General features: G+C 67.4%; 27 protein-coding genes, 1 tRNA gene and 1 pseudogene. 13 read left to right on the plus strand and 16 right to left on the minus strand.

What is annotated here, in order from left to right:
- The first annotated feature begins 106 nt into the window (after positions 1-106).
- Together FLX07_RS36675 and FLX07_RS27185 are read left to right on the plus strand one after the other, a co-directional pair.
- Entirely contained in the window at positions 107-289 is a 183-nt protein-coding gene (locus tag FLX07_RS36675; protein WP_167748399.1) for a hypothetical protein, read from the plus strand.
- 470 nt (positions 290-759) lie between these two features.
- A complete protein-coding gene (locus FLX07_RS27185) occupies positions 760-966 on the plus strand; it encodes a cold-shock protein (RefSeq protein WP_142574528.1) in 207 nt (68 codons plus the stop codon).
- Between the two features lie 287 nt (positions 967-1253).
- On the opposite strand, the gene FLX07_RS27190 is transcribed toward FLX07_RS27185, so the two are convergent.
- The 4 genes from FLX07_RS27190 to FLX07_RS27205 all read right to left on the minus strand — a co-directional run bounded on the left by FLX07_RS27190 (position 1254) and on the right by FLX07_RS27205 (position 5275).
- Positions 1254-1514, minus strand: coding sequence for a helix-turn-helix domain-containing protein (locus FLX07_RS27190; RefSeq protein WP_142574641.1), 261 nt, complete (start codon positions 1512-1514; stop codon positions 1254-1256).
- An 850-nt stretch (positions 1515-2364) separates the two neighbouring features.
- Entirely contained in the window at positions 2365-3456 is a 1092-nt protein-coding gene (locus FLX07_RS27195) for a sensor histidine kinase (protein ID WP_167748400.1), read from the minus strand.
- Positions 3453-4973 carry a circadian clock protein KaiC gene (kaiC, locus tag FLX07_RS27200; RefSeq protein ID WP_142574530.1) on the minus strand — a complete coding sequence of 507 codons (1521 nt, stop codon included), beginning with the start codon at positions 4971-4973 and terminating at the stop codon, positions 3453-3455. Before kaiC ends, FLX07_RS27195 begins: the two co-directional genes overlap by 4 nt.
- A 2-nt stretch (positions 4974-4975) precedes the next feature.
- The gene (locus FLX07_RS27205) at positions 4976-5275 is read right to left on the minus strand and encodes a circadian clock KaiB family protein (RefSeq protein ID WP_142574531.1); all 300 of its coding nucleotides are present in this window, start codon (positions 5273-5275) and stop codon (positions 4976-4978) included.
- A gap of 476 nt (positions 5276-5751) precedes the next feature.
- Between FLX07_RS27205 and FLX07_RS36680 the strand changes: the two genes are divergently transcribed.
- From FLX07_RS36680 to FLX07_RS27225, 4 genes are all read left to right on the plus strand, one after another.
- Positions 5752-6411, plus strand: coding sequence for a response regulator transcription factor (locus tag FLX07_RS36680; RefSeq protein WP_167748401.1), 660 nt, complete (start codon positions 5752-5754; stop codon positions 6409-6411).
- Between the two features lie 402 nt (positions 6412-6813).
- Entirely contained in the window at positions 6814-7677 is an 864-nt protein-coding gene (locus FLX07_RS27215; protein WP_167748402.1) for a sensor histidine kinase, read from the plus strand.
- A gap of 410 nt (positions 7678-8087) precedes the next feature.
- Positions 8088-8546, plus strand: coding sequence for a LapA family protein (locus FLX07_RS27220; RefSeq protein WP_167748403.1), 459 nt, complete (start codon positions 8088-8090; stop codon positions 8544-8546).
- Between the two features lie 19 nt (positions 8547-8565).
- Positions 8566-8883 (plus strand): STAS domain-containing protein, encoded by a 318-nt coding sequence (locus tag FLX07_RS27225; protein WP_142574534.1) that lies wholly within the window; start codon positions 8566-8568, stop codon positions 8881-8883.
- Positions 8884-8983: 100 nt separating this feature from the next.
- Here the strand turns inward: FLX07_RS27225 and FLX07_RS27230 are convergent, their stop codons facing one another.
- On the minus strand, positions 8984-9559 hold the full coding sequence (locus FLX07_RS27230; protein ID WP_142574535.1) for a DUF5994 family protein: 576 nt from the start codon (positions 9557-9559) through the stop codon (positions 8984-8986).
- A 371-nt stretch (positions 9560-9930) separates the two neighbouring features.
- Here FLX07_RS27230 and FLX07_RS27235 point away from each other — a divergent pair, with 371 nt between their 5' ends.
- The 6 genes from FLX07_RS27235 (at position 9931) to FLX07_RS27260 (ending at position 14114) form a co-directional block, all read left to right on the plus strand.
- A complete protein-coding gene (locus FLX07_RS27235; RefSeq protein WP_223854002.1) occupies positions 9931-10245 on the plus strand; it encodes a UBP-type zinc finger domain-containing protein in 315 nt (104 codons plus the stop codon).
- Positions 10246-10264: 19 nt separating this feature from the next.
- Entirely contained in the window at positions 10265-11269 is a 1005-nt protein-coding gene (locus tag FLX07_RS27240) for an acyl-CoA desaturase (protein ID WP_142574536.1), read from the plus strand.
- A 159-nt stretch (positions 11270-11428) separates the two neighbouring features.
- Entirely contained in the window at positions 11429-12367 is a 939-nt protein-coding gene (locus FLX07_RS27245; RefSeq protein WP_142574537.1) for a LysR family transcriptional regulator, read from the plus strand.
- A gap of 21 nt (positions 12368-12388) precedes the next feature.
- Positions 12389-13174, plus strand: a complete 786-nt coding sequence (locus tag FLX07_RS27250; protein WP_142574538.1) for a GAF and ANTAR domain-containing protein — start codon at positions 12389-12391, stop codon at positions 13172-13174.
- A 155-nt stretch (positions 13175-13329) separates the two neighbouring features.
- Complete coding sequence (locus FLX07_RS27255; protein ID WP_142574539.1) at positions 13330-13851, plus strand: P-loop nucleotide/nucleoside kinase family protein; 522 nt, start codon at positions 13330-13332, stop codon at positions 13849-13851.
- 50 nt (positions 13852-13901) lie between these two features.
- Positions 13902-14114, plus strand: a complete 213-nt coding sequence (locus tag FLX07_RS27260; RefSeq protein ID WP_167748404.1) for a hypothetical protein — start codon at positions 13902-13904, stop codon at positions 14112-14114.
- Positions 14115-14157: 43 nt separating this feature from the next.
- Here the strand turns inward: FLX07_RS27260 and FLX07_RS38900 are convergent, their stop codons facing one another.
- The 9 genes and pseudogenes from FLX07_RS38900 to FLX07_RS27295 all read right to left on the minus strand — a co-directional run bounded on the left by FLX07_RS38900 (position 14158) and on the right by FLX07_RS27295 (position 22531).
- Positions 14158-14448 carry a DUF6300 family protein gene (locus tag FLX07_RS38900; RefSeq protein ID WP_373292623.1) on the minus strand — a complete coding sequence of 97 codons (291 nt, stop codon included), beginning with the start codon at positions 14446-14448 and terminating at the stop codon, positions 14158-14160.
- On the minus strand, positions 14394-17978 hold the full coding sequence (gene dnaE / locus FLX07_RS27265) for a DNA polymerase III subunit alpha (protein ID WP_142574541.1): 3585 nt from the start codon (positions 17976-17978) through the stop codon (positions 14394-14396). The genes FLX07_RS38900 and dnaE overlap by 55 nt, the downstream gene beginning before the upstream one ends.
- A 231-nt stretch (positions 17979-18209) precedes the next feature.
- Entirely contained in the window at positions 18210-18566 is a 357-nt protein-coding gene (locus FLX07_RS27270; protein ID WP_142574542.1) for a cupin domain-containing protein, read from the minus strand.
- Between the two features lie 19 nt (positions 18567-18585).
- Positions 18586-19560: an agmatinase gene (gene speB, locus FLX07_RS27275; RefSeq protein WP_142574543.1), complete on the minus strand. Its 975-nt coding sequence runs from the start codon at positions 19558-19560 to the stop codon at positions 18586-18588.
- Positions 19561-19619: 59 nt separating this feature from the next.
- Positions 19620-20501: a N,N-dimethylformamidase beta subunit family domain-containing protein gene (locus FLX07_RS37995; protein ID WP_142574544.1), complete on the minus strand. Its 882-nt coding sequence runs from the start codon at positions 20499-20501 to the stop codon at positions 19620-19622.
- A gap of 203 nt (positions 20502-20704) precedes the next feature.
- Positions 20705-20788, minus strand: a pseudogene (locus FLX07_RS38905) (helix-turn-helix domain-containing protein); the annotation flags it as partial.
- An 84-nt stretch (positions 20789-20872) separates the two neighbouring features.
- Positions 20873-21034: a hypothetical protein gene (locus tag FLX07_RS36685; protein WP_167748405.1), complete on the minus strand. Its 162-nt coding sequence runs from the start codon at positions 21032-21034 to the stop codon at positions 20873-20875.
- A gap of 137 nt (positions 21035-21171) precedes the next feature.
- A tRNA-Lys gene (locus tag FLX07_RS27290) sits at positions 21172-21246 on the minus strand.
- A 127-nt stretch (positions 21247-21373) separates the two neighbouring features.
- Positions 21374-22531 carry an acyl-CoA dehydrogenase family protein gene (locus FLX07_RS27295; protein ID WP_142574545.1) on the minus strand — a complete coding sequence of 386 codons (1158 nt, stop codon included), beginning with the start codon at positions 22529-22531 and terminating at the stop codon, positions 21374-21376.
- 85 nt (positions 22532-22616) lie between these two features.
- Here FLX07_RS27295 and FLX07_RS27300 point away from each other — a divergent pair, with 85 nt between their 5' ends.
- Positions 22617-23057, plus strand: coding sequence for a PspC domain-containing protein (locus FLX07_RS27300; protein WP_142574546.1), 441 nt, complete (start codon positions 22617-22619; stop codon positions 23055-23057).
- A gap of 1 nt (position 23058) precedes the next feature.
- Here FLX07_RS27300 and FLX07_RS27305 read toward each other — a convergent pair whose 3' ends face one another.
- A complete protein-coding gene (locus FLX07_RS27305; protein WP_142574547.1) occupies positions 23059-24351 on the minus strand; it encodes an MFS transporter in 1293 nt (430 codons plus the stop codon).
- Positions 24352-24627: 276 nt separating this feature from the next.
- A complete protein-coding gene (locus tag FLX07_RS27310; RefSeq protein WP_142574548.1) occupies positions 24628-24969 on the minus strand; it encodes a metallopeptidase family protein in 342 nt (113 codons plus the stop codon).
- Between the last annotated feature and the right edge of the window lie 5 nt (positions 24970-24974).

Raw genomic sequence — 24974 nt, forward strand, 5'->3', positions numbered from 1 at the left:
CCGACCTGATTGCCAACGCACGAAAAGTCCTCGGTGTTTGAACATTACCTCGTGTCATCTGGAACGGCGCTGTTCCGGAAGCAAGATGCAGGTTCGATTTCCCAAGATGCAGGTTCGAGTTCCGCAGTGCGGTGGCCGGCGCCTCCAGCCGATCAACTCCATGCCGGTCAACTCCATGCCGGTCAACTCCATGCCGGTCAACTCCATGCCGGTCAACTCCATGCCGATCAACTCCACGGAGGACCGCCTCCAGCACGCGGGGGCGGGCCTGCCTCGCCGGAACAGGTAGTCGCCTCTGCCGCCACGACGCGTATCCCGCACCGGATCTCGTGGGCGATGTCGGAGGCGAACTGGCGCTCTTGGTCCAGAATGTCTCGCGTTGGTGGTGCCGACCGGGCGCGTCCCGCTCCACCTTGACCCGTGGCCCTGGGGGAGACGACGAGCGTCCTCCGGCCTTGGTGCGGATCCGCCATCATGTGCTGACCTGCAGCTACGCGTGTACGGAGACGGGTGTGCGGCGCCGCGCGGAATGCGGCTCATCCCGGCGGATAGCGGCGGGGTGTGCGTATCACGCCTCATGTGTGCTAGGTTGAAGGCAGTTGCAGTTGTGGTACCCATAATAAACTTGTGTGCACCTGACGGATGTAGCCTCAGGTGCATTTTTTTGTTTGCCGGTCTTCTCCGGGTGTGGGCCTATCGCGGCAACGCGGAATTCGTGACAGTGCGGATTTCGGCTACGCCTATCAAGAGGAGATTAAAATGGCTTCTGGCACCGTGAAGTGGTTCAACGCGGAAAAGGGCTTCGGCTTCATCGAGCAGGACGGCGGCGGCGCCGACGTCTTCGCGCACTACTCGAACATCATTTCTCAGGGCGGCTACCGCGAGCTGCGTGAGGGCCAGAAGGTGGCCTTCGACGTCACTCAGGGTCAGAAGGGCCCGCAGGCCGAGAACATCGTTCCCGCCTGACGAACAGCGCCACGTTTCAGGGCTCGCACCTTCACAGGTGCGGGCCCTGATTCGTTTTCTGCTGCTGTATCGCTGCTGCGTGAGAATCGGCGGCAGCGGATGTCGGCCACAGTCGCGCGACTCCTCGACACCGGTGATCGACAGCGGGTGAAACGTCATCAGGCCAGGTAGGAGGCATGAAGCCCCGGAGATGCGAGGCCGGCGGCAGAGAGCAACCACGTCGCCAAGCCGCACAGGCTGGACCTGGTCGGCCTCACGCCGCCGGGTCTTCTCGCCGCCGGTGCCGGCTAGTGTCCGGCCGGGCGCTCGCGCGCGTTGTTGATGCGCAGCGCCTCGGCGAGCTGGTCTTCCAAGATGATGATCCGGCAGGCGGCTTCCACAGGAGTGCCCTGATCGACGAGTTCCCGGGCGCGCGCGGCCAGCCGCAGCTGGTAGCGGGAGTAGCGGCGATGGCCGCCGCTGGAGCGTTTCGGCTCGATCAGTTTCGCGGCGCCCAGAGCCCGCAGGAACGCGGGGCTGACACCGAGCATCTCCGCGGCCGCGCCCATGCTGTAGGCGGGGTAGTCCTCGTCGTCGAACCGATCTTCGAACTGATCTTCTGGCCGATCTTCGGCCCTCGGCCCAGGCCTGGAGCCGGCCGTGTCCGCGGTCCTGCCGTGAGTGAGCGCGTCACCCTTGCCAGCCGAGTGAGGTTGATCCATACGTTCCTTCCATCACGCGCACAGGGGGCCCCGGCACCTGTTGTGCCGGGGCCCCAAAGAGTTCAACACCATCTACCGGCTATCTGGCCGGCGTACTGTTTTCCGCGTCCGCCGTACTGAGCGGCGGTGGTGCGGGGATCGCGGATACGTGACCGTAGACCACCTTCCTATCTGTGGAACTGCGGTACCCGAGCGGCGAGACTCAGCCGGCAACGGGCGATCCTGATGGCGTCAACACTCCCTTCAATTCTTTCCGGACCCTGTCCGGCTTCACCTGCGGCAGCGCGTCCACGATCAGGGCCCCAACCACTGCACTGGCCCACCACGTCCGACCTTCTGCCATCGACTTCAGACTTCGAACTTCATCTTGTTCAGGGCAGTCCATCGTGGTGCCGGTACTTCTGCTGCCCTGCCGAACCGTTCCTTGCGATGCGAGAAACACTAGCCCCATCGGGCACGAATGTCTACTGCGGCGAACACAGGTTTTCGTGGTCGGGCGCGACAGGCTTCCGGCGGCGCCGTCGACGAGCGGGAACGCCGCCGGCACCCGACCTCGTTCCTGTCCAGGTCCCAATGACCTCCGGAGATCACATTGACCGAGTGCTCGTGTCCGAGGTCCCCGGGCGAACCGCGTCGGCCGATACATAGGGCCAGACGTCGCGACCGGCGCCTCCGCCCGGCGCCTCGGCGGCTATTCCTAGGTCCGGTCCGGCGCGCCGGGTGAAGGCGGTCGTCGCAGGCGGAGGCAGAAACAGGCCCCCTCGCCCTCGCGGGGCTCATACCAGGCGTCGCCGCCGTTGCCCAGGGCGAAGCTTCGGACGATCCACAGCCCCAAGCCCGTCCCCTCTGTCTCGCGGTCAACCTCCCGCGCACGGCTGAAGCGCTCGAACAACCGGGGCACGAAAGCCTCCGGCACACCTGGCCCACGGTCGCACACCCGGAGAAGGATCCATTCCGGCTGCCCGGTCGCGGACACCTCGACGGGCGGACGCCCATAGGCGAACGCGTTCTCCAGGTAGTTGTCCACCATCGCAGAGAACTCCCTGCGATCGACCAGGGCCTCCAGATGAGGGCTGCAGGACACGTGCACCTGCTGCGATCGTGCGTCCAGCTCGCCGAGTCGTTCAAGGAGCACTTCGAGCACGGGGACGCGTTCCACGCGGGCGGACGCGCCTTTCGCTTCGATGGTCGACGCGGTGAGGAGCTTGCGGACGAGCCCTTGGAGCCGGGCCGTCCGATCGGCGATGCGCTCGATGATCTCGGTTCTTCGCTCCTCGGCGAGCGCGATCAGGCGGTCACGTAGCACGTCCACCAGCACGCTGATGGTGGCCAGAGGATTGTGGAGCTCATGGGCTGCGACGGCGACCGCGACGTTCTGGCGTTCCAGGGCCGCCTCCAGCTCTTGTTCGACGTGCCTGCTCCGTGTGACGTCGCGGAGCGCGGCGACGTACAGGGGCTCACCTTCCAGGGTCGTGGCGGTGACCCGCATCTCGACGACCCGTCTGCCTCCGGCGGGCAGCATCAAGTCGATCTCGGTCGCCGCGCCCGCGGCGATGGGGAAGCCGAACGGTGTGCCGATCAGCTCCTCGGCCGAGCGGGCGAAGAGCTCCGCGGCAGCGGGGTTGCAGAGCCTGATGATTCCTTCCTTGTCGACGGCGACGATCCCGTCCGCCGAAGCCGAAACGATGACCTGGCTGATATCGTCCCGGAATTCGACGTCGTTGGGCCGGCCTGACTCGGAGCCTCCTATGGGGTTTCCGCCAGGCGAGGACCCGCCGCCGGCACTCACCCCGACGGACCCTCTGTCACTTCGGACTCGGGCGATTCCCACGCGCCGCCGGGACTGATCGCCTCAGTGAAGCCGTGGGGGGCGCTTGTCAGGGGCTCACCGATGTGCATTCCGGTGCGGTCGATCCTGAACTGGCGAATGCTGTGGTCATGGGCGGAGCCGCGCGCCTGGAGCACGGCGATGGCGCGCTGGATCTCGACGGGCCCTGTGACATACCGGAGCTGGATCCAGACGTCGGCAAGGGCGGCGACGTCGGAGGTGATCAGCGGCGCGTTCGCCGAATTGAACCGTCCGGCAGGTGTCCCCGTGAGAAGAGTGGTTATCTCGCGCTGTCGGAGAACCGCCGTCAGCGCGATGATGAAATCGAGTAGAGTCCGCGGCGCGGCCACGCGTTCGAGCGCGGACAACGTGTCGATGACGAGCCGGCCAGGCGCGAACTCCTCAATGGCGTTCCTGAGCTGCAGAAAGTGGTCTTCTGGAGACATCACCTCCGCGTAGCCGCACATGACTCGGAGCAGACCCGCTGCCTGCATCGCCTTGAGATCCAGACCCCAGCTCGCGGCGCTGCGGAAGAGTTGCCCGGGGGTCCCGTCGAAGGTGCACAGCAGGCAGCGCTCACCCGCCTCGACGGCGGCGGCCGCGAAACGCAGACTCGCCATTGTCTTGCCCGCGCCGGTGGGCCCGGTGATCAGGACGATCGCGTCCCGGTAGAAGCCGCCGCCGCACATTTCGTCCAACTCGGGAATGCCGGACGAGACGCGGGCGAGTGACGCGTGGTCGGACGGCGTGAGGAACGCGAGGGGGACCACCACGATGCCGTCCCGTGGATCGATCGTGAACAGCCATTCTCCCGTACGGTGCTGGGCGCCGCGGAACTTGACGATCTCAACCGTCCGGGTTCGCCGACCCTGCCGGAGCACGTTGCGCAGGATGATGACATTGTCGAGGACGAAAGGCTCGACCCCGTAGCGGGTCACACCGTCGTACTCTTCGGGACGCTCCGCGGTGAGCACCGAGGTGACTCCGAGCGCGTTGAGGGCGGAGGCGATCCGGAACAGCTCATGGCGGACGATGCCGCTGTCGGTGAACTGGGTGAAGATCGCGTTGAGCGAGTCGAGCGCGACACGGCGAGCCCCGGTCTGGCGGACCGCGTGCTCGATGCGCGCCACCAGGGCGCCGAAGTCGTAGGCGCCGACGGCGGGCGTGTCCTCGCCGATACTCGCCGAGGCTTCGACGAAGGCCCACTTTCCTTCGTCCTCCCACAGCTGTACGGGGAAGCCCAGCGAGGCTGCGTTACGGCGGATGTCGGTGGATGTCTCCTCGAAGGTGACAAACACCCCAGACTCGTTGAAGCGCATGATTCCGCGGGAGAGGAACTCAACGGCGAACAAGGTCTTACCGCTGCCGGTCGTGCCGCTCACCAGTGTGGATCGGCCCGCGGGCAATCCGCCCAGGGTTACGTGCTCGAAGCCGCTGATCCCTGTGGGGATCCGCTCGATGGTGTTGCTGCCAGTCATCGTCACTGCCCTTCCATGGGCGATGCGTCCGCGGCTGGGAGGCCCAGAGCGATGGCGGCGCGGCCGTGATCGGACAGATCCCCGATCACCCGCCGCTGTGGTGGCGGCGTGAGCCTGACGACGGTGGGGGTGGCCAGGATCCGTCCCTCCTCGGCCAGTTCTGGCCGCGCGACGGTGTCGACGACCTCGACCTCGTACATGCCGGAGAGGTGAGCGTCACACAGGAACCGCAGGTTCACCTCCGCGGCGTGGGACCGCTCCGAGTTCCCAGCCACGTACAGCCTGAATGAGTAAGTGGTCACGTCAGGAACCGTCTCCAACGTTCGCAGGGCCCCGAGCTGGGGCCTTGCGGTCTACTGCTCTTCGTACCCCGAAGACGGGCAGGGACGAGCATCGGAGGAGAAGACGGCGCGCGTGGCGGATGGAGGTGTCCTCCCCACCGCTTTGCGTACGCATCAGGCATTGCCGCCCCTCGCATGGCGCCGATGCAGGTCGATCTGTTTGTGTATCACCGTGCACGCGGGGTAGCGTCATGATGAGTTCACAGGGGCAGGCCACAGTCCATAAGGGCAGGCCACAGGGTCTTCGGCCCGCTTTCGCCAGGGGGGCGCGCCCCCATCGGCCGGCTCCGAAGCAAACCTTTCTGGTCAAGCTGTGCCCAACCCGGGAGACGGGCAGAGCGGGCCCCGGCCGACCGGCGTACGGCGGCGAAACCGCTCATGAAGTGAGCAGCCATGAGCCGAGCAGTGGACAAGGCCACGGCGGGCAGGAGCATCCTGTGATCCGAGTTCTCGTGGTCGAGGATCAGCGGGCGCTCGCTGGCGCTCTTGAGATCGCGATCGACGCCCAGCCCGACCTGATTTGTGTGGGCGCCGTGGGAACGGTCGAGAACGCCGTCTCGCTCACCACGATGCGGAGTCCCGACGTCGTGCTCATGGACATTCATCTTCCGGACGTCGACGGAATCGAGGGTACGAGGCGGATCAAAGCGTCTCACCCGGATGTCCGCGTCCTCATCTTGACCGGTGATGCCAGCCCAGACCTGTTCGCGGCCGCAGCGGCGGCAGGGGCTTCCGGATTTCTCGCAAAAGACAGTAAGTTTCCGGACATTCTCAAAGTGATCCGTGCCCCGGTCGACAAGAACATCCTTATGGTGGAGGGCGAACCACTCAAAGCGCTCCTCCAGGACCCCAGCGCACCGCCGCACGGTGGGCGCGAGAGCTGGGCGGGGCTCACCGCGCGCGAGCTGGAAGTCCTGAATCTGATGGGCGAAGGGCTCGATCCCCGTGCGATCGCTGGGCGACTCGTCGTGAGCCTTCACACCGCTCGAGGCCATGTCAAGAACGTCATGATGAAGCTGGGCGCGCACAGCCAGCTCGAAGCGGTTGTCGTGGCGACTCGGACGGGGCTTCTGCCAGGACTGCGAAAACCTGGTTGAGCCCGCGATTCGGCCCATCTGGGGGGTGTCAGATGCACCATATGCGGGTGGCGTGGCGTCTGGCGTCTTCCTAGATTGGTGAACATGCGTCCCACCGCGGGTCACCGCGGATCTTCCCCGAACTACCGCCTTGGCGGGGTTGGGCTCAAGAGCGCCCAGTGCCGGTACCCCGGCAGAGGAAGGCGCCGCTTTGCTTCAGAGGGCACGCCGGCATGGATGCCATGAGGCCCTCGTCGTCGCCCCCGAGACATCCCGTCGTCGAGCCCCCCGGTCAAAGGCCGGGAAGGAATTCCCGGCCGGCTTCGGAATGCACAACACTCTTCGTGACTCACGGGGATGCGGCAGGCACGCGGGCGATACCCACACACCCCGACCACTCGGTCGCGGGAAGGAAGAACTGACATGGACATGAGACACGTTGAGGCTCTGTCCGGCTGTATCGACGGTATTGACATCCCCGCATCTGTCACAGACCTTGACGCGGAGGTTTCCAATCCCCTCGGTGAAGACGAGATCGCCCGGACCACCAGGGCCGTGATCTGCACGTTGAAACGGCTCAACAAGGCACTGCAGCAACAGCGGCGGTTCGCCTCCGACACGTCGCATGAGTTGCGTAACCCCCTCGCTGGGCTGCGCGCAGAGCTTGAGCAGGCTCAGTTGCATCCAGATGATGTTCATCTGCACGAGACCCTCCAACGTGCGCTGAGCGCCGTCGACCGGCTCGAGGCGATCATCGGCGATCTGCTTCTGCTGTCCCGTGTCGAGAGCGTTGTGCCGAACGGGCGGGCGCCGGTCGACCTGGCACAACTGGTCAAGGCGGAAGTCTCCCGCCGGGCGGACCGGATTCCGGTCCAGTTGTGGCTCGTCCCCGGGGTGTACGTCAAGATCGTCGGCATCCAGATCGGCCGGGCACTCACAAATCTGCTGGACAATGCCCAACGGCACGCCGAACGGGTCGTACGGGTCGAGGTCAGCCATAACGGGCGCATCGCGGAACTGGCGGTCTCCGACGACGGCGAAGGGATCGCCGAGGCCGACATCGAGCGGATCTTCGAACGATTCACCAGGCTGGACGCAGGCCGCCGCCGCGACCGCAGCGGCACGGGCCTCGGGTTGTCGATCGCCCGTGAAATCGCTCAGGCGCATGACGGGACCCTCCATGCCGGAGACTCTCCCATTGGCGGTGCACGCTTCACGCTGCGGCTTCCCCTCGCCGCCCTTCGGGACGCCGATGGCGTCAAGAGGCCTGACCAACGGCTGCACTGACGTGGGGGCCGGCTTCGGGCAGGGCGCCGGAAGCGAGTAGGGGCCGGGGAAACCTTGTGGTTCCGCCGGTCAGTTGCCGGTACTGCTCGGGGGGTACCGACCTCGGCACAGCGTCGCAACCAAGCGGAGTTGGCGTAGCTTCATGCCCGCCACCCCTTCCCGGCCGGGCGGTTCCGATGTGGACCGTCTCGTCTCACCCAAGAGCGGCTCCTCCACCCGAGAGCGGGGACGGGAGTCATCACCGGATGTGATGAGCTGAGCTCGGATCGCCCTGTTCCCCGCACTCACCGCGTCGATGCATCGGGCATACGTTGGAGTTCCTTCAGGTCCATCCCCCGAACCCTCCTGCCCCCTTCGGCGGATCCGCCGAGGAGACCGCGGCCGGCCTGACGGAAAGAAGGAGAGCAGCCATGCCCGACCTGTCGAAGCCACGCGAGTCCCAGCCAGTCGAAGTGCCCACGGTCGGGCCATCCCGCCGGTTCGTCCTCGCGCGTACGCGTGCGAGCGCGATGTGGGTGGCGACCATCACGGCGGCGTTCATCCTGCTCCTGCTGCTGATCTTCGTGCTGCAGAACGGCCAAGTGATCAGGGTTTCCTTCTTCGGCGCCGACGGAGACCTGCCTCTGGGCGTCGCGCTCCTGCTGGCCATGACCGGCGGCATTCTCGCCGTCGCACTCCCCGGAGTCGGGCGGATCATCCAGCTCCGTCGGCTCGCCCGTCGCCGGATGGTATCCACGTCGGTCGGCGACGCCTCCAAGCACCACAAGCCGCTATACGAGCCGCCTATCGGGCAGACCGTAGGGGACGGGCGTCTTCCAGCGAGCCGCGGTCCCAAGGACCGACTTCGAGCCCTCCTCACGCGTCGATGATCCAAACGCCGACTCTGCCATGAGGGCCACCGTCCGGCGCCGGCGAATCACCGCGTGTGCCGATCCTCAGGGATTTTGCATCGAAGGCGACCTCGACCGCATCAGCCTGCCCGCTCTGACCCTGGCACTGGCCTCGATGTCGAACAGCGCCGACATCCACGTCGATCTCAGCGGCCTGGTATTCATCGATGTCGGTGGCCTGCGTGCCCTCGTCACGGCTGCTGCGCGGCTGGAGGGTGATCACTCACTGATCTTGCGGTCGGCGCCCCCGCAGACGCGACGCCTGCTCGACCTCACCGGCTGGTGCTCCGCGCCCGGTCTCACCCTTGGCGGCTGAGACAGGGCCTGCCGGCCGCAGATCGATCCGCCGCCGGAAAGGTCGTTGCCGGGATCGCCAGGTCCGGCCGGTGGCGGCGCGTGGCTCACTGCGACGCAGGTCACCGACCGGCAGCGGCAACGGTCTGGTGCTCGGTGACGGACCCGCCTTCGTTCTCCCAGCGGAGCATGCACTCCTGGTCCGCCCGGCCGGCGCCCGGTGCGGTGGGAAGGTGCGCGGCGGCGAGGATGTCGGCCGGAGCGAGGCCCGTCGTCTTCCCGGTGACGAGCGTGAGGACCGCCTCGGCGGGCCCGCTTGCGGTGCCCGGCGGGACGACCAGCAGGACGACCGGCTCGGCGCCCGAGAGGATCAAGGTGATCACGTGGGGGTCGATGTAGCGGAACCAGCCGACTTTCACCTGGCGCCTGTGTGCCGGGACACGGCGCGGGATGTGGTCCCACGCGTCCCGGTACACGCCGACCCGCAGCGTGGTCCGGCCGACCCGCTGATCGACGGCGGCGATGAGGCCGGGCAGCTCGGCGGTGGCGTCGCGGGAGTAGGGCCACCACGCCCCGTCTACGGTGGCGCGCCGGTCCAGCACGGGATTCAAGGAGAGCCGGACCGCCGAGTCGATCACGGGACCCTCGGGCGCGGCGGCGCTCAGCGGCTTGGGACGAGAAAGAAGCGCTGGCACCATGACTGCCTAGCCTGTCCGGCTCCTTGCAGGGGCCGAAGCGATGGTTCGCCGGGGGCGACGCCGACCTGACTGCCAACGCACGAAATGTCCTCGGCGCCTTCAGCCTACCTCGCCGGCTTCCGGCCTCCTGCCGCGTCCTCTCCAGCCGCCTGCCACCTGCTGATCGTCGGCGAACGGGAGGCGGCAGGATCGCGGTGAGGTGCCCGTCGGGTGCGGGTGGAGGGCGAATTCGGGTGGTGCCTCGACGGGCCATCTCAGCCGGAGATGAGCCTGACTCGGAATCGACGTTTCCCCCGCACCCTCGGCCGCGTTGACTTGAGGCAGATCAGCCGGCGCACCTCGCGTCGCTGCGACCGCCGTAAGGGGGCGCGATGACCCTGAACGTGGAGTGCATGAAGGTCCGCGCCGACAGCGGGCCGAACGGGCAGGAGCGCCGCTGTGAGCACCTCGACATGCTCCCGGACGTCCGGCACGAGGCTCCCGAATGCCGGCCGTGCCTGGCCCTGGGGCTGCCCTGGTCTCACCTGCTGGTGTGCCTGACCTGCGGGTGGGTCGCCTGCTCCGATGATTCGCCCGGCGGTCACGCGCGGGCGCACTACGAGGAGACCGACCATCCGGTGGTTGCCGCACTGGATTCGGAAACACCCCGGCGATGGTGTTACGTGCACGGACGTGCCGCCCTATAGGACGAGAGGGAAGAGGCTCATGATCACCTCCGAACATATCCTGAAACGCCGGGAGGACTACGACGGCACGTCACCGTTCCCCACGGCCGCAGAGCAGGTTTCGGCCGGCAGAGCGCAGACAGGACTGACCGCGACGATCGTCGTGCTGCCGTTCGTCGCGCTCGGAACCGGGCTCTTGCTGGCATGGGGGCACGGAGTCGTGCTCACCGATCTGCTGCTGGCCGGGGCGCTCTACATGGTGACCGGATTCGGGGTGACCGTCGGATTCCACCGGCTGCTCACTCACGGGTCCTTCACCGCCCGCCCGTGGCTTCGGATCGCGCTGGCGGTCGCCGGGTCGATGAGCTTCCAGGGCAACGTCATCGACTGGGTGGCCGTCCATCGACGCCATCACGCCTTCACCGACCGCCCCGGCGATCCGCACTCTCCTTACCGGTACGGCACCAGCCTGTACGGCCAGCTTCGCGGCCTTGCGCACGCCCATCTGGGCTGGCTGTTCACCGACGATCTGACGCCGGCCTCCCGCTACGCGCCCGACCTGCCCGCCGATCCGGCGATGGTGAGAGTGGCGCGTGCCTTCCCCGCACTGTGCGCCTTGTCGCTGGGGCTGCCGTTCCTGGCCGGCTGGGCGATCAGCGGCAGCCTGTACGGCGGGCTGACCGCGTTCCTGTGGGCCGGGCTGGTTCGCATCGCCCTCCTGCAGCACGTCACCTGGAGCGTCAACTCTCTTTGCCACGTGGTCGGCAGCAGGCCTTTCGCCACTCGCCGTCATGACCGCTCGACCAACCTGTGGCCGCTGGCGGTTCTGTCGTTCGGGGAGAGCTGGCACAACGGTCACCACAGTGAACCCACCTGCGCCGTGCACGGCCTGGACCGGCACCAGATCGACCCTGCCGCCGGGCTGATCCGGCTCTTCGAGCGTCTGGGCTGGGCCACCGGCGTGCGCTGGCCCGATCCCGGCCGTGTCGAGCGCCGTCGGCGCACGGGCCTGTCCGAGGGAGCCCGCACATCCGCCGGGCCCTGAGGGCAGCGGCCTATCGGCACGGAATCCCCGGTCAGCGGTGGGCATGGTGATCGTCCTCCAGTCGATCGTCCGGTTCACGTCGCGGCGGCCTCCTGCGCGAGGACTTAAGGTGGGAAAACGCGGGTCCGCGTCGACGCCGCAGGCCGGAGGGGATGGCCCATGGAGCTACGTCAGCTCCGTTACTTCGTGACCCTGGCCGAGGAGCTGCACTTCGGCCGGGCGGCGCTTCGTGAGCACATCGTGCAGTCCGCGCTGAGCCAACAGGTGCAACGTCTCGAACGCGAACTAGGTGTGCGCTTGCTGAATCGCAGCACCCACCACGTCGAACTGACCCCGGCCGGCACCGCCTTCCTCATCGAGGCCCGGCAGATCCTCGACCATACGGGTAGGGCGGCGCACGCGGCCCGGAACGCCGTCGGTTCTCCGCCCACACTCCGGGTGGGCATCGTCGACGCGGGCTACGACTCCATGCCCCGGATCCTGCAAGCCGTACAGCGACGCCATCCGGAGCTGACGATCCACCAGGTCGAGGCGAGCACTCCCGCGCAGTACCGCAAACTGGCCGACGGGCGCCTGGAGATCGGGATCGGTCTCTCCTCCCAGCTCCCCCCCGACATGGCCTCCGAGCTCATCCGGCTCGATCCGCTGGGCGTGCTGGTTCCTGATACCCACCGCTTCGCTGCGCTGGACGGGGTGCCCGTCGCATCCTTGGCTGAGGAACTCCTCCTGCTCGGCGAGGAGGCCCAGACGCCGGAGTCCAACCAGTTCGTCCGCGAACTGTGCCGCTCAGCCGGCTTCGAGCCCACCGTCTACAAGGGAACCGTCGAGAGCAACCACGCAGCTGAAGATCTCGTCTTCCAGCACCGCTGCGTGCTCTGCGTCCCCTCCTCCGCCCGCACATCCAACCGTCCAGGCACCGTCTGGCGGCCACTGACCGAACCAAACCCCCACTACCCTTGGTCGCTCCTGTGGCGCTCAGGCGACCCGTCTCCATACGTCAACGCCGTCATCGACACCGCCCGGCAAGTTGCCCGCCGGCTCGACTGGCTCGCAGCCCCGCGCTCGCTGAGCCCGGATTCACGGGCTGGTGCGGCATGACCTGAGTGTAGTTAGGTAAGCATGAACGTCCAGGAGGACAACGTTTCTGCAGGTCCCTTCTGGGAGGCAGCCGTGACGCGGGAACGCCAACTGACCGACGCGTTCGCCGAGTTGACGGACACCCTTGTCGGAGACTTCGACGTCGTCGATTTGTTACACCAGCTCACCCTGCGCTGCGTGCGACTGCTGGACGTCGATGCGGCGGGGCTGCTGCTGGTCGACCGGCAAGGGCGGCTGCGTCCGATGGCGGCCTCCACTGAGCAGGCCCGCATGCTGAAACTCCTCCAGCTCCAGGATGTGGACGGCCCCGGCCTGGATTGTTACCGCACCGGCGAGCCGGTGACCAGTGCCGATCTGATCGCCGGGGGAGGGCGCTGGCCCCGTTTCGCCGCAGCGGCGCAGCTCGCCGGCTTCGTCGCGGTCCAGGCACTGCCGATGCGCCACCGCGACAGGGTCATCGGCGCACTCACCCTGCTACGGACGGCAGCCGGCCGATTGACCACGGATGAGCTGCACATCGGGCAGGCACTGGCCAATGTCGCCACCATCAGCATCCTGCACCAGCGCGGGCTGGAGCGATACGAGGCAGCCACAGAGCAGCTACAGACCGCGCTCAACAGTCGCACGCTCACCGAGCAGGCCACGGGGATGCTGGCCGAGCGCCATCACAGCGACATGGACGACGCCTTCGACTCCTTGTGCGTCTACGCGCGCACCCGCGGCCTGCGCCTGTCGGAGGCGGCGCATGCCATCGTCCACAGCGAACACGACATCGATCAACCTCCGGCCGACGATCACAGCCGATGACGAGGCTTGCCGGGATCGGCCTCGTCGGCCGGAGCTCCCTTCCCACCGGCAGTTCCCATAGCTCGTGTTCTGGCGGAGCAGTCGAGTGACGTAGGAGCGGGCGCGGCCGACCTACCGGTTCGGGGTCGGAGCGGAAGTACGTAGCATCGGGTCTCGTGATCGTATGGATCAACGGAACCCATGGCGCAGGCAAGACGACGGCCGCTGCACTCGTGCAGCAACTGATCCCGGACTCACGGGTGTTCGACGCCGAGAAGGTAGGCGAGACGCTCATGGACATCACGCCGGGGCTGCCGGCGACGGACAACTTCCAGCACTGGCCGCCGTGGCGGCCACTCGTCGTCGAGACCGCCCGCCTCGTACTCGACTACGCCGGCGGCATTCTGGTGATGCCCATGACTGTCCTGGTCGAGCAGTACTGGCGCGAGATCAGCACCGGCCTCACCCGGCATGCCATCCCGGTACGGCACTTCGTCCTCCACGCTGACCAGGACACTCTCCGCAGGCGCATCGAGGGGGACACTCTTCTTGGCCCCTCCCCCTTCCGTCTCAAATACCTTGAGCCCTACGCCGAGGCGGCCCGCACGTGGCTACATGGCGAGGCCGAGGTCATCGACACCACGCACCTGACACCCGCCCAGGTCGCACGGCAGATCGCAGAGGCCGTCAAAGGTTGAGGTTCGCCCCCACGCGGAAACTGTGTGCGATCCGGCTCCCGGAGAACCTGGTGAAGGCCCTCAAGCAGCACAGGGCCGAGCAGGTCCTCAAGGAGCACAGGGCCGAGCAGGTCCTCAAGGAGCACAGGGCCGAGCAGGTCCTCAAGGAGCACAGGGCCGAGCAGGCCGCGGAGCGCCTGGCGGCCGGATCGGCCTGGAACAACCCGTACGGCTTGGTCCTCACCACGCACATCGGGACCGCCATCGAGCCGGAGAACCTCTAGCCCGACGCCCGTGAGCCGTTGGTCGGTTCGACATCCACCACGATCACCTTTTCAAATCGGTGAACCACGCGATCAAGGGCCCGGCTTCTGGTTGGCCCATGTCGCAGCGGGGGCACAGAACCACGATGCCGGTACCCCGAAGGGTCTCGTTTCGAGCATTGACGAGGTGGTGCGGAACCCGGGCCGAGAGGATGCCTGCCTGGCCGCATCGTCCGCACTCGGGCGGCTCTGCTGTCAGGATGACTTCGACTCGGCTCGGGTCTCGGGTGGAGTTACTTTTTATGACACAACGAGTGCGTTCGCGCCCAGGAGAACTTTGATGTCTCCGGCGAATGCGCCGTTGTTGATGTTCACCGCGTAGTCGGGGAGCTCCACAACGTTGATCTTCCGGTTGAGTCGCTCCACTCGCAAGCGGACGGGGGTTTCCCCTGGGTGTACGGTTAAAATCCGCTTGAGTTCGTGGACGAGTTCCCTGTTTATGCGTTCCTCGCGGAGGGCGATCACGATCGGCTCGCGGCCGTCGTCTTGGATGCCGGAGATGTCGAGGAACGTGATGTCGGTGGCGTTGAAAGAGATGGTGGCTTCGTCACCGTCGCCGCGCGAACGGATCCGGCCGGTGACGGAGACGACCAGGTCGGGAGCGAGGTTGGTGCCGTATAGCTGGTAGGTCTGGGGGAAGCAGGGAACCTCAATCGACGCGTCGTGGTCTTCAATCTTGAGAATGGCCCAGACGTCGCCCTTTTTGGTGACCTTCTTGTCGACGCCTGAGATGATGCCGGCGATGCGGACGTTTCCTGCCCCGGCCTGTCCATCAAGAACTTGAGCGATGGTCAGATCCCGGTTGCGTTCCAGAATGCGTTCGGCGCCGTGGAGCGGGTGGTCGGAAACGTAAAGACCAAGCATTTCCCGCTCGAAGGCCAGTTTGGTCTTCTTGTCCCACTCGCCGTCCGGGACGGAGATATGGAAGACATTCCCTGCATCGCCGCCCTCGTCGAGCGCACCGAAGAGTGAGTCCTGGCCCAGTGCTTCCTTGCGCTTGACATCGATCACCGCATCAACGGCCTGCTCGTGAATCTGGATCAGCCCATGCCGGGCATGGTCAAGTCCGTCGAACGCTCCGGCTTTGATCAAAGATTCGATTGTGCGCTTGTTGCAGACAACCTGAGGAACCTTGGTCAGGAAGTCGTTGAAGTCGGTGTAGGCGCCCTTCTTGCGACGTGCCGAGATGATGCCCTTGATGGCGTTTTCCCCGACGTTCTGGATCGCGCCCAATCCGAAGCGAACGTCTTCCCCGACGGCTGAGAACCGCAGTCCGGATTCGTTGACGTCAGGCGGTAGGACCTTGAGCTTCATGCGTCGGCACTCGGCGAGGTAGAGCGCCATGCGGTCTTTGTTGGTACCGACAGAGGTGAGCAGTGCGGCCATGTACTCGGCCGGGTAGTTGGCCTTGAGGTAGGCGGTCCAGTAGGAGACAAGACCGTACCCGGCGGTGTGGGACTTGTTGAAGCCGTAGGAACTGAACGGTTCCAGTACGTCCCAGACAGCCTTCGCTGCTTCCTCCGTGTAGCCCTTGCTGACCATGCCGGAGGAGAAGGTGGCCCACTGCTTGTCCATCTCCTCTTTCTTCTTCTTGCCCATGGCCCGGCGCAGGATGTCGGCGCCACCGAGGGTGTAGCCAGCCAGCTGCTGGGCGATGGCCATGACCTGCTCCTGGTAGACAACCAGGTGGTAGGTGGTGCCGAGGATCGGCTCAAGGGCTTCCTTGAGCGAAGGATGGATCGGGGTGATCTCCTGCTGGCCGGCCTTGCGCAGCGCATAGTTGACGTGGGCGTTCGCCCCCATGGGGCCGGGACGGCCCAAGGCCAGGATGGACGAGATGTCTTCGAATCGGGCCGGGGCGATCAGCTTGGTGAGGTCCCGCATCATCGAGCTGTCGAGCTGGAACACGCCGAGCGTCTCGCCGCGGGCCAGCAGCTCATAGGTCTTCTTGTCATCCAGCGGAAGGCTGAGCATGTCCAGGTCGACGCCGCGGTTGTCCTTCACGTTCTGCACCGCGTCACCGATGACGGTGAGGTTGCGCAGGCCCAGGAAGTCCATCTTCAGGGCGCCCATGGACTCGGAACTGGGTCCGTCGAAGCCGGTGATGCGGGCACCGTCGTCAGGGCGCATGAAGATCGGCATGACGTCGATCAACGGCTGAGAGGAAAGGATGACACCCGCGGCGTGAACGCCGGTGCCCCGGGTCAGCCCTTCAAGGCCGAGCGCGGTGTCGATGACCTGCTTGACGTCTTGGTCTTCTGCGTAGAGCTTCCGCAGTTCGGTCGCCTCGGCGAACCGGGGGTGCTTCTCGTCGAAGATGCCGGTGAGCGGGATTTCCTTACCCATGACGGCCGGTGGGAAGGCCTTGGTGATCTTCTCCCCGACGGGGAAGGGGTAGCCGAGGACGCGGGCCGCGTCCTTCACCGCCGCCTTCGACTTGATCGTCATATAGGTGATGATCAGCGAGACGTTGTCCTCGCCATACTTCTCCGTGACGTAACGGATCATGTCGCCGCGCCGACGCTCGTCGAAGTCGAGGTCGACATCGGGCATGGAGATGCGTTCCGGGTTCAGGAACCGCTCGAACAGCAGTGAATGCTCGATGGGATCGAGTTCGGTGATGCCGGTGACGTAGGCGACCATGGAGCCGGTAGCGGATCCTCGGCCCGGCCCCAGCCAGATGCCGTTCTCCCGCGCGTAGCGGCAGATGTCGGCGACGACGAGGAAGTAGCCGGGGAAACCCATGCCCTCGATGACGCCGAGCTCGTACTCGATCCGCTCCACGACCTCGGCCGGTACGGGAGCGCCGTAACGTCGTTCCGCGCCACGCTGGGCCTCCTTGCGGAGCCAGCTCATCTCGGTCTCCCCCTCGGGGACCGGGAACTTGGCGGCGAGGTCACGATGAGCGAACACCTCGTCGTACGGCTCGACCCGCTCAGCGATCAGCAAGGTGTTCTTGCAGCCCTCGGCCCACATGTCGGAGCTGGGGTTGAGAGCCCACATCTCCTCGGCGGTGCGTACGTAGTAGCCGTTGCCGGAGAAGCGGAACCGGCTGGGGTCGCTGAGCAGGGAGTTGGTGCCGACGCAGAGCAACGCGTCATGGGCGGTGGCCTGGTCTTCGGTCACGTAGTGGGAGTCGTTGGTGACCAGGGGCGGGATGCCGAGGGCCTTGCCGATCCGCAGCAGGTCCTCGCGGACCCCCGTCTCGATGGGGATCCCGCCGTGGTCCATGATCTCCAGGAAGTAATTGTCCCGCCCGAAGATTTCCTGGTATTTGGCGGCGTGTTCCAGCGCCTTGTCGTACTGCCCGAGCCGGAGGCGGGTCTGTACTGCTCCGGACGGGCAGCCGGTGGTGGCGACGATCCCTTCGTGGTACTCCGCGAACAGCTCGTCGTCCATGCGCGGGTACTTCTTCATGTGGCCTTGAAGGGAGGCCAGCGACGAGATCCTGAACAGGTTCCGCAGGCCCTGCGCGTTGACCGCCCACATGGTCTTGTGAAGGTAGGTGCCGCTGGCCGACACGTCACCGCCCAGACCGGTGCGCTCGTCGGACTTACGCTGGTGGGGCTCTCCCCAGAACACCGGCTGCTTGTAGTGGCGGGATTCCGGACTGACGTAACCTTCGATGCCGATGATGGGCTTGACCCCGGCGGCCTTCATCCTCGACTGGAACTCGTAGGCGCCGAACATGTTGCCGTGGTCGCTCATGGCGATCGCGGGCATGCCCAGCGCGGCTGCCCGCTCGGCCAGTTTGCCGATCTTCGCCGCTCCGTCCAGCATGGAGTATTCGGTGTGAACATGCAGGTGAACGAACGAATCAGCCACTGGTGATCTCTGGCCTTTCGTGGTGGGGCGAGCGGAGACTCAACTCTATCGAGAGCCCGAAGTGGCCGTCGTGGCTCAGCTGGAAACAGGTGTTCGCCGGTGCGCGAGAGCCCTCCGATCACACGAGAGGTCACTTGTGGTGCGGCTGCCTGGCCTGGACAGGTAGGTGCAGGTCGCGGCATCGAAGTCGTCGCCGTCCAGACACGACCTAGGGCGGAGGCGGGCCGCCGATCACTCCACCGCGATGAAGTACTTCGACGCGGCTTCGAGCGTCAGCCAGTCGCCCACGAAGCCCTTCGGCACGACGAAGCCGTCGCCGGCGCCGAACTCCAGCCGCCCGCCCGCCTGGTCTACCACCGCGACCCGGCCGGTGAGGATGGAACAGATCTCCGTGTAGGGCCACGGATCCAGCCGCACGCTGCCCGGCTCACCGGTCCAGTAGCCTGCCCGCACCGATGCCGCAGTGGTCTCGAGGCCGGTGAACTCCGCCTCGGTCCACGACGGCGACGATGCGGCGTAGTCGCTCAGCGGTGGCACGTAAGGGGCACGGCCGGCCGCGCCGAGCACCGTTACCGCGGAGATGTCCATCTTGTCCTCCAGATCGAAGTCAGCGGGATGAGAGAGGGCGGGCGCCCAGTGCCAGCAGCGACACCAGCTCGTAGGCGACGTTCGCGGCCGCGAGGCCGGTGATCTCGGCGTGGTCGTAGGACGGTGAGACCTCGACGACGTCGGCGCCCACGATTTCCAGGCCGGCCAGCCCGCGCAGCATTACGAGCAGTTCGCGGGAGCTCAGGCCGCCGATCTCCGGCGTGCCGGTGCCGGGGGCGTGCGCCGGATCCAGCACGTCGATGTCGACCGACACGTAGACGGGCCCGCCGTCGAGGCGCGCGCGGACGTCCTGTGACACCGCCGCGGCGCCCCGCGCCTCGATGTCGTCGCTCGTGAAGACCCGGAAGCCGAGCTTGGCGTCCCGGACCAGATCGAGCGGGCTGTACAGCGGGCCGCGGATTCCCACGTGCGCGCAGCGCGTCTCGTCGAGCAGTCCTTCCTCGGCGGCGCGGCGGAACGGGGTGCCGTGCGTGTACGGCTCCCCGAAGTAGGTCTCCCACGTGTCCAGATGGGCGTCGAAGTGCAGGACCGCGATGGCCCCGTGCCGCCGCGACAGGGCGCGGAGGACCGGCAGCGTGATCGTGTGGTCGCCGCCCAGCGTCACCACCTTGGTGCCGCGGTCCAGCAGCTCGCTCACCGCCGAGTCGACGGACTCGACCGCCGCCCCGATATCGAAGGGATTGCACACCACGTCGCCCGCGTCCACGACCTGCTGCTCGGCGAACGGCTCCACGCCCAGCGCGGGGTTGAACGGGCGCAGCAGCCGCGACGACTGCCGGATGTGCCCCGGCCCGAAACGCGCGCCGGGGCGGTAGCTGACCCCGCTGTCGAACGGCACGCCGAGAAGCGCGACGTCGGCGTGCGGCACCTGGTCGAGGCGCGGCAGCCGGGCGAAGGTCGCCTCGCCGCCGTAACGCGGTACCACCGACGCGTCGACCGGGCCGATCGGCGCGCGTTCAGGTTGCTTGGGCATCGTCACGGATTTCCTTCGATCGGGCGGGGCTGGGACGGCGGCATCGGATGTCGCATCCCCTATCCGCCCAGCCGGTCGAGTGCGTTGCGAGTGATCTTCTCGGTGAAGAAGTCGCGGGCGACGAGGCCGTTGACCCACTCGGTGGTGCCGGTGTTGACGACCGTGCCCCCGTTGCGGGTGAACACGGCCATCATGCCGGAGCCGTACTGCCAGTCGGGGGCGTCGTCGCCGGTGGCCCGGCCGGTGAGCTCGCGCAGGCCCTGGCTCTCTCCCGGGCCGCCGCTGCCCAGCGGCACCGTGCCCGCCCAGCGGTCCTCCTCGGACGCCACGGCCGGGCACATGGCAAGGATCTCCAGGTTCTCCGGCGCGCCGTCCTCGAAGGTCGGATAGGGCTGCCCGCGCCGGAAGGTGTACTCCACGGAGTCGAGCTCGAATGCGGCGATGCCGATCGGCGCGGCGCCGATGACGTCGCCGTAGTACAGGTCGGTCCCCTCGAACAGCCAGTGGCCGGGACGGTAGACGGTGTACCCGCCGGAGGCGCGCGGCGCCGCGCAGCCGTAGCGAACGTATACGCCGGACGAACCGGTCAGCCCCATCGACTCCGCGGCCGGGCGGCCGATCGGCGGGTAGTCCCAGGCGGTGGTGACCAGGTGCGCGTCGTCGGTGCCCGTCACCGGGTCGGCGGCGGGATCGCGGTAGCAGATCTGCGTGCCGCCGTCGTCGGTGATGCGCACCTGCCAGAAGAAGTTGCCGCCGAATCGCGCGATGTTGCCGCCGCCGTCGACGAACCGGTCCACGGCGTCCCGCATCCGCCACGACCAGTACTCGTCATGGCCGACGACGATCGCGCAGGCGTGCCCGGCGAGCACGCCGGGATCGGCGTCGAGGTCGTGCTGGGTGAGATAGTCCAGCTCATAGCCGGCCTCCTCGGCCCACACCACGAACGGCGCTCATAGGTCGCCCAGAACGCGTCGGCGTGATGGCGGGAGTACCCGTTGTACCTCGTCCACTCGTACGCCTCGTACCGCGGCTCCCAGAAGGGCGGCGGCGTGAACATGTTCGACTCCCGCGGCGCGCCCGGCGGCTTGCGCAGCATGCCCCGTGCGATCGGCCGCCGCGCGGAGACCTCGTTGTCGAGGATCTCCTGTTTGGAACCGAAATGGTGGAACAAGGACGGCTGCTGCACGCCCACGGCCGCGGCGATCTCCCGCGTCGTCGTGGCGGCGTACCCTTTTCGGCGAACAGATTGGCGGCCTCACGGAGGATCCGGTGCCGGGTCTCGCTCTGCTCCTCCGCGCGGGCGGACTCATTCCTAGCCATTTGCGGCCACCCCCGCGAACGCCTCGGGGTCGTGGAACCGGTCGATGACGTTGCGGGTGATCGTCGAGATGTCGTTGCGGTAGCCGTCGTGCGACAGGGCGCCGCACCAGGCCATCGACCCGGCGGAGAAGACGCAGCCGGCGACCCGAAGCACGCCACCGAGCTGCTCACGGCCAACGGCTGGACGGTCGCCCCCGGCGGCGTGACGACCTGTACCTCCCCGGGCACCGGCGCCGTGTCCCAGGTCATGATCGAGTGATCTCCCGTTGAGGAGAACGCCCAGGTCAGAGGTGGTGGGGCGCCAGGGACTCGAACCCTGAACCGACGGATTAAAAGTCCGCAGCTCTGCCATTGAGCTAGCACCCCTTGGTCGTGCCCCGCGGACCCGGCCCGTGTCGCGCTGTGATCCGTGGAACACTCCCCATGATGCAGGGTACAGAGAGTACCGCGTCTTCGGCGACGCGATTGTCCCTGATCGCGGTGAACAGCGGCGTCAGCGGAAGGCGTCGAGGCCCGTGAGCGCCTTGCCCAGAGTGAGTAGATGCACTTCCTGGGTGCCCTCGTACGTGAGCACGGACTCCAGGTTGTTCATGTGCCTGATGACCGGATACTCCAACGTGACCCCGTTGGCGCCGAGCACCGTACGCGCCTCGCGGGCGATGTCGAGCGCGGCCCGGACGTTGGCCAGCTTGCCGAAGCTGACCTGGGTCGGCTTCAGCTTCCCAGCGTCCTTGAGCCGGCCGAGGTGAAGGGCGGTGAGCCCGGCCTGGCCGAGTGAGACCGCCATCCAGGCCAGCTTCTCCTGGGTGAGCTGGAACGCGCCGATCGGCTTGCCGAACTGCACCCGCGTGGTGGCGTAGTCCACGGCCGCCTCCAGGCAGGCCCGGCCGGCCCCGACCACGCCCCACAGGATGCCGTACCGCGCCTCCGTGAGGCACGACAGCGGGCCCTTCAGCCCCGAGACGCCAGGCAGCACCGCGGAGGCGGGCAGCCGTACGTCGTCGAAGTACAGGGAGGCCGTGACCGAGGCCCGCAGCGACAGCTTGCGGTGGATCTCGGCGGACGAGAAGCCGGGGGCCGAGGTGGGGACGACGAAGCCACGGATGCCCTCGTCGGTGCGCGCCCACACGACGGCCACGTCGGCGATCGAGCCGTTGGTGATCCACATCTTGGCGCCGTTCAGGATCCAGTCGCCGGACGGGTCCTGCTTGGCGGTGGTGCGCATGCCGGCGGGGTCGGACCCGTGGTCGGGCTCGGTCAGGCCGAAGCAGCCGATGGCCTCCCCTGACGCCAGCCGGGGCAGCCACTCCTCCTTCTGCGCGTCCGAGCCGTACTTCCAGATGGGGAACATCGCCAGAGACCCCTGCACGGACACGAACGACCGCAGGCCGGAGTCGCCCGCCTCGAGCTCGCGGCAGGCCACGCCGTACGAGACGGCGTCGAGCCCGGCGCAGCCGTACCCCTGGAGGTGCATGCCGAGGAGGCCGAGCGATCCCAGGGCCGGGGCGAGTTCGCGGGCGGGGAACGTGCCCTGCTCGAACCACTCGCCGACATGGGGAAGGACCTTGCCGGAGACGAGTTCCCTTACGGAGTCCCTGACCATGCGGTGCTCAGGGTCGAGCTGGTCGTCGAGCGCGAGGAGGTCGTCCATGGCGTCAGGGTATCCGGGCGCTCTCGGGGTAGGGCCAGGGGGAATCCCGATGTGCGCCCATCCCCCGGAGAGGCACTGTGGAGGTATGAACGAGATGAACACCAACGGTTCGGTCAAGCAGCTCCGCCGCACTCGGAACGGCAGGATCGTCGCCGGGGTGTGCTCGGGCGTCTCCGAGTACACCGGCATCGACGCCAACATCCTGCGCCTCGGGCTCGCCGTCGCGAGCTTCTTCGGCGGCCTCGGCGTCGGCGTCTACGCCGTCGCCTGGCTTCTCCTCCCCGAGGAGGGCAAGAACACCTCCATCGTCCAGGACCTCATCGACAAGAACAAGGACGGCCACGTCTGGCAGGACGCCAAGGCCAAGTGGGACAACGTCCAGCAGGGCTGGAACCAGGGCGGCCGCCCCACCGGCACCCCCTACCCGCCGCAGGCCCCTCAGGCCCCGCAGGCCTCCGGCTACGAGCAGCACCCGTACGGCCGGCCCTCCGACGGCGACTCCCAGAACCAGGGTCCGCAGGCCTGACTCAGGTCGTGGCGGCCCGGACCTTGGCGATGATCTCCCTGCGCGACTCGGTCCAGAGCATGGCGAGCACGGCCGCGGCGCACAGCCCGGCCACTCCCGCCAGTGTGACGACAGCCTCTGGGCCGAGCCGCTGGGCGGCGGCGCCTCCGACGAGGATGCCGACGCCCTGGACGGCCAGCAGGCCCGACTGCACCAGCCCGAACGCCGCGGCCCGCCCCGACGCCGGAACGCACTGGACGAAGGCCGCGTTGGCCGCGAGCTGGTAGGCCGCGCCGACGCCGGACAGCACCCACAGGGCGAGCACACCCTCCAGCGGTGGCCGCATCACGCACAGAACGAGCGGCGCGCAGGTCAGCATGGCCAGCCAGCCCATGCTCCGCAGCCGTCCGGACGGTGTGACGAACCGCCCGAAGAAGAACGCGCCGATAACCATGCCCATCGGCATCGCCGCCATCAGCAGGCCCGTGATCACCGGGACGGCCAGCCTCCCGTCGGCGAGCGCCGCGGCGTACGGAACCGCGAGGCCCTCGGGGATCACGTAGAACCCGCACAGCCAGGCGAACAGCACGAGCGTGCGCAGCCGCCGCTCGCCGAACACCAGGCGCGTGCCGGACAGCGTCATCCGCCAGATGGACGGACGCTCGCCGTCCTCCCGCAATGGCGCGGGGCGGTGCCGCACCCCCGCGACGATCACCAGGGCCGATCCGAGGAACGTCGCGCAGTCCAGCGCCAGCGCCCGGTAGGGCCCGAGCACCGCGATCGCCGCGCCCCCGGCGGCGAACCCGAGCATCTGCACGGCCTGGTTGGTCACGTTCTGCAGGGCCGACCCCACGACGTACCGATCGCGTTCAAGGACCTCCGGCAGCAGCGCCGCGCGGGCGGCCGAGAACGGCGCGCCGAGCAGCACCACGCAGAAGACCAGCGCGCACAGCACGGGGAACGGTGTGGCGGGCAGGGCCATCGCGGCGAGCATCAGGGCGCGCAGCACGTCACACCAGAGCATGACCCGCCTGCGCGGGTACCGGTCGGCGAGCCCGGCCAGCAGGGGCCCGCCGAGGATGGGCGGCAGGTAGGTCAGCGCGTAGACGGCGGCCGTCGCCAGCGGCGAGGCGGTCCGGCTGTAGACCAGCACCGCGAGCGCCACCTGGGCGAGCTGGTCGCCGAGCAGTGACATGCCCTGTCCGAGCCACAGGGCCCGGAACTCGGGGATCGCGGCGACCTCCCGATAGGTGGTCCGCACCTCAGGGGAACGGCGGTGCCGGCCGGACAGCCTGCCGGGCTTGGTGGCCGCCATCTCACTCCGCAGTGGTCGCTCCGCCGGCCATGTCCGCCGGTGTACGCCGCGGCGACTGGATCTGACAATCCGTGGTCAACATGTCACTTACAGTGCCCGCCGGATGCGAGTTTTGCAACCCGCTGACGGTCCCATTTCGCGGCCCGCGAACGCGTATCGCCGTCCTGACGAGGGGAAACACCGACGAGGGGAAAACGCGGACGAGGGAAACGTCGACGAGGGGAGACGCCGACGAGGGGAGACGCCGACGAGTGGAGGCGCCAGGAGACACGGCCGTCACCAGCCGAGCTCGTGCAGTCGTTCGTCGTCGATGCCGAAGTGGTGCGCGATCTCGTGGACGACGGTGACGCGGACCTCCTCGACCACGTCGTCCTCGGTTTCGCAGATCTCCAGCGTCGGGTTCCGGTAGATCTCGATGCGATCCGGGAGAACCCCTGCATACCAGTCGCCCCGCTCGGTCAGCGGAATGCCGGTGTAGAGCCCCAGCAGACCGGGCTCGGGCGGGTCGTCCACCACCACGAGCACGACGTTGTCCATGACCTTGGCCAGATCCGGGGGGATCGTGTCGAGCGCCTCGGCCACGAGCTCTTCGAACCTCTTCAGCGGGACGTCGATCACCGTCT

The organism is Microbispora bryophytorum, assembly GCF_006874465.1.
GTDB lineage: Bacteria > Actinomycetota > Actinomycetes > Streptosporangiales > Streptosporangiaceae > Microbispora > Microbispora bryophytorum.

Excerpts from the sequence above, each read along its gene's own strand:
- FLX07_RS36675 (WP_167748399.1), top strand. The coding sequence starts at position 107 with ATGCAGGTTCGAGTTCCGCAGTGCGGTGGCCGGCGCCTCCAGCCGATC.
- FLX07_RS27185 (WP_142574528.1), top strand. The coding sequence starts at position 760 with ATGGCTTCTGGCACCGTGAAGTGGTTCAACGCGGAAAAGGGCTTCGGC.
- FLX07_RS27190 (WP_142574641.1), bottom strand. The coding sequence starts at position 1,514 with ATGGGCGCGGCCGCGGAGATGCTCGGTGTCAGCCCCGCGTTCCTGCGG.
- kaiC (WP_142574530.1), bottom strand. The coding sequence starts at position 4,973 with ATGACTGGCAGCAACACCATCGAGCGGATCCCCACAGGGATCAGCGGC.
- FLX07_RS27215 (WP_167748402.1), top strand. The coding sequence starts at position 6,814 with ATGGACATGAGACACGTTGAGGCTCTGTCCGGCTGTATCGACGGTATT.
- FLX07_RS27220 (WP_167748403.1), top strand. The coding sequence starts at position 8,088 with ATGCCCGACCTGTCGAAGCCACGCGAGTCCCAGCCAGTCGAAGTGCCC.
- FLX07_RS27225 (WP_142574534.1), top strand. The coding sequence starts at position 8,566 with ATGAGGGCCACCGTCCGGCGCCGGCGAATCACCGCGTGTGCCGATCCT.
- FLX07_RS27230 (WP_142574535.1), bottom strand. The coding sequence starts at position 9,559 with ATGGTGCCAGCGCTTCTTTCTCGTCCCAAGCCGCTGAGCGCCGCCGCG.
- FLX07_RS27235 (WP_223854002.1), top strand. The coding sequence starts at position 9,931 with ATGACCCTGAACGTGGAGTGCATGAAGGTCCGCGCCGACAGCGGGCCG.
- FLX07_RS27240 (WP_142574536.1), top strand. The coding sequence starts at position 10,265 with ATGATCACCTCCGAACATATCCTGAAACGCCGGGAGGACTACGACGGC.
- FLX07_RS27245 (WP_142574537.1), top strand. The coding sequence starts at position 11,429 with ATGGAGCTACGTCAGCTCCGTTACTTCGTGACCCTGGCCGAGGAGCTG.
- FLX07_RS27250 (WP_142574538.1), top strand. The coding sequence starts at position 12,389 with ATGAACGTCCAGGAGGACAACGTTTCTGCAGGTCCCTTCTGGGAGGCA.
- FLX07_RS27270 (WP_142574542.1), bottom strand. The coding sequence starts at position 18,566 with ATGGACATCTCCGCGGTAACGGTGCTCGGCGCGGCCGGCCGTGCCCCT.
- speB (WP_142574543.1), bottom strand. The coding sequence starts at position 19,560 with ATGCCCAAGCAACCTGAACGCGCGCCGATCGGCCCGGTCGACGCGTCG.
- FLX07_RS27295 (WP_142574545.1), bottom strand. The coding sequence starts at position 22,531 with ATGGACGACCTCCTCGCGCTCGACGACCAGCTCGACCCTGAGCACCGC.
- FLX07_RS27300 (WP_142574546.1), top strand. The coding sequence starts at position 22,617 with ATGAACGAGATGAACACCAACGGTTCGGTCAAGCAGCTCCGCCGCACT.
- FLX07_RS27305 (WP_142574547.1), bottom strand. The coding sequence starts at position 24,351 with ATGGCGGCCACCAAGCCCGGCAGGCTGTCCGGCCGGCACCGCCGTTCC.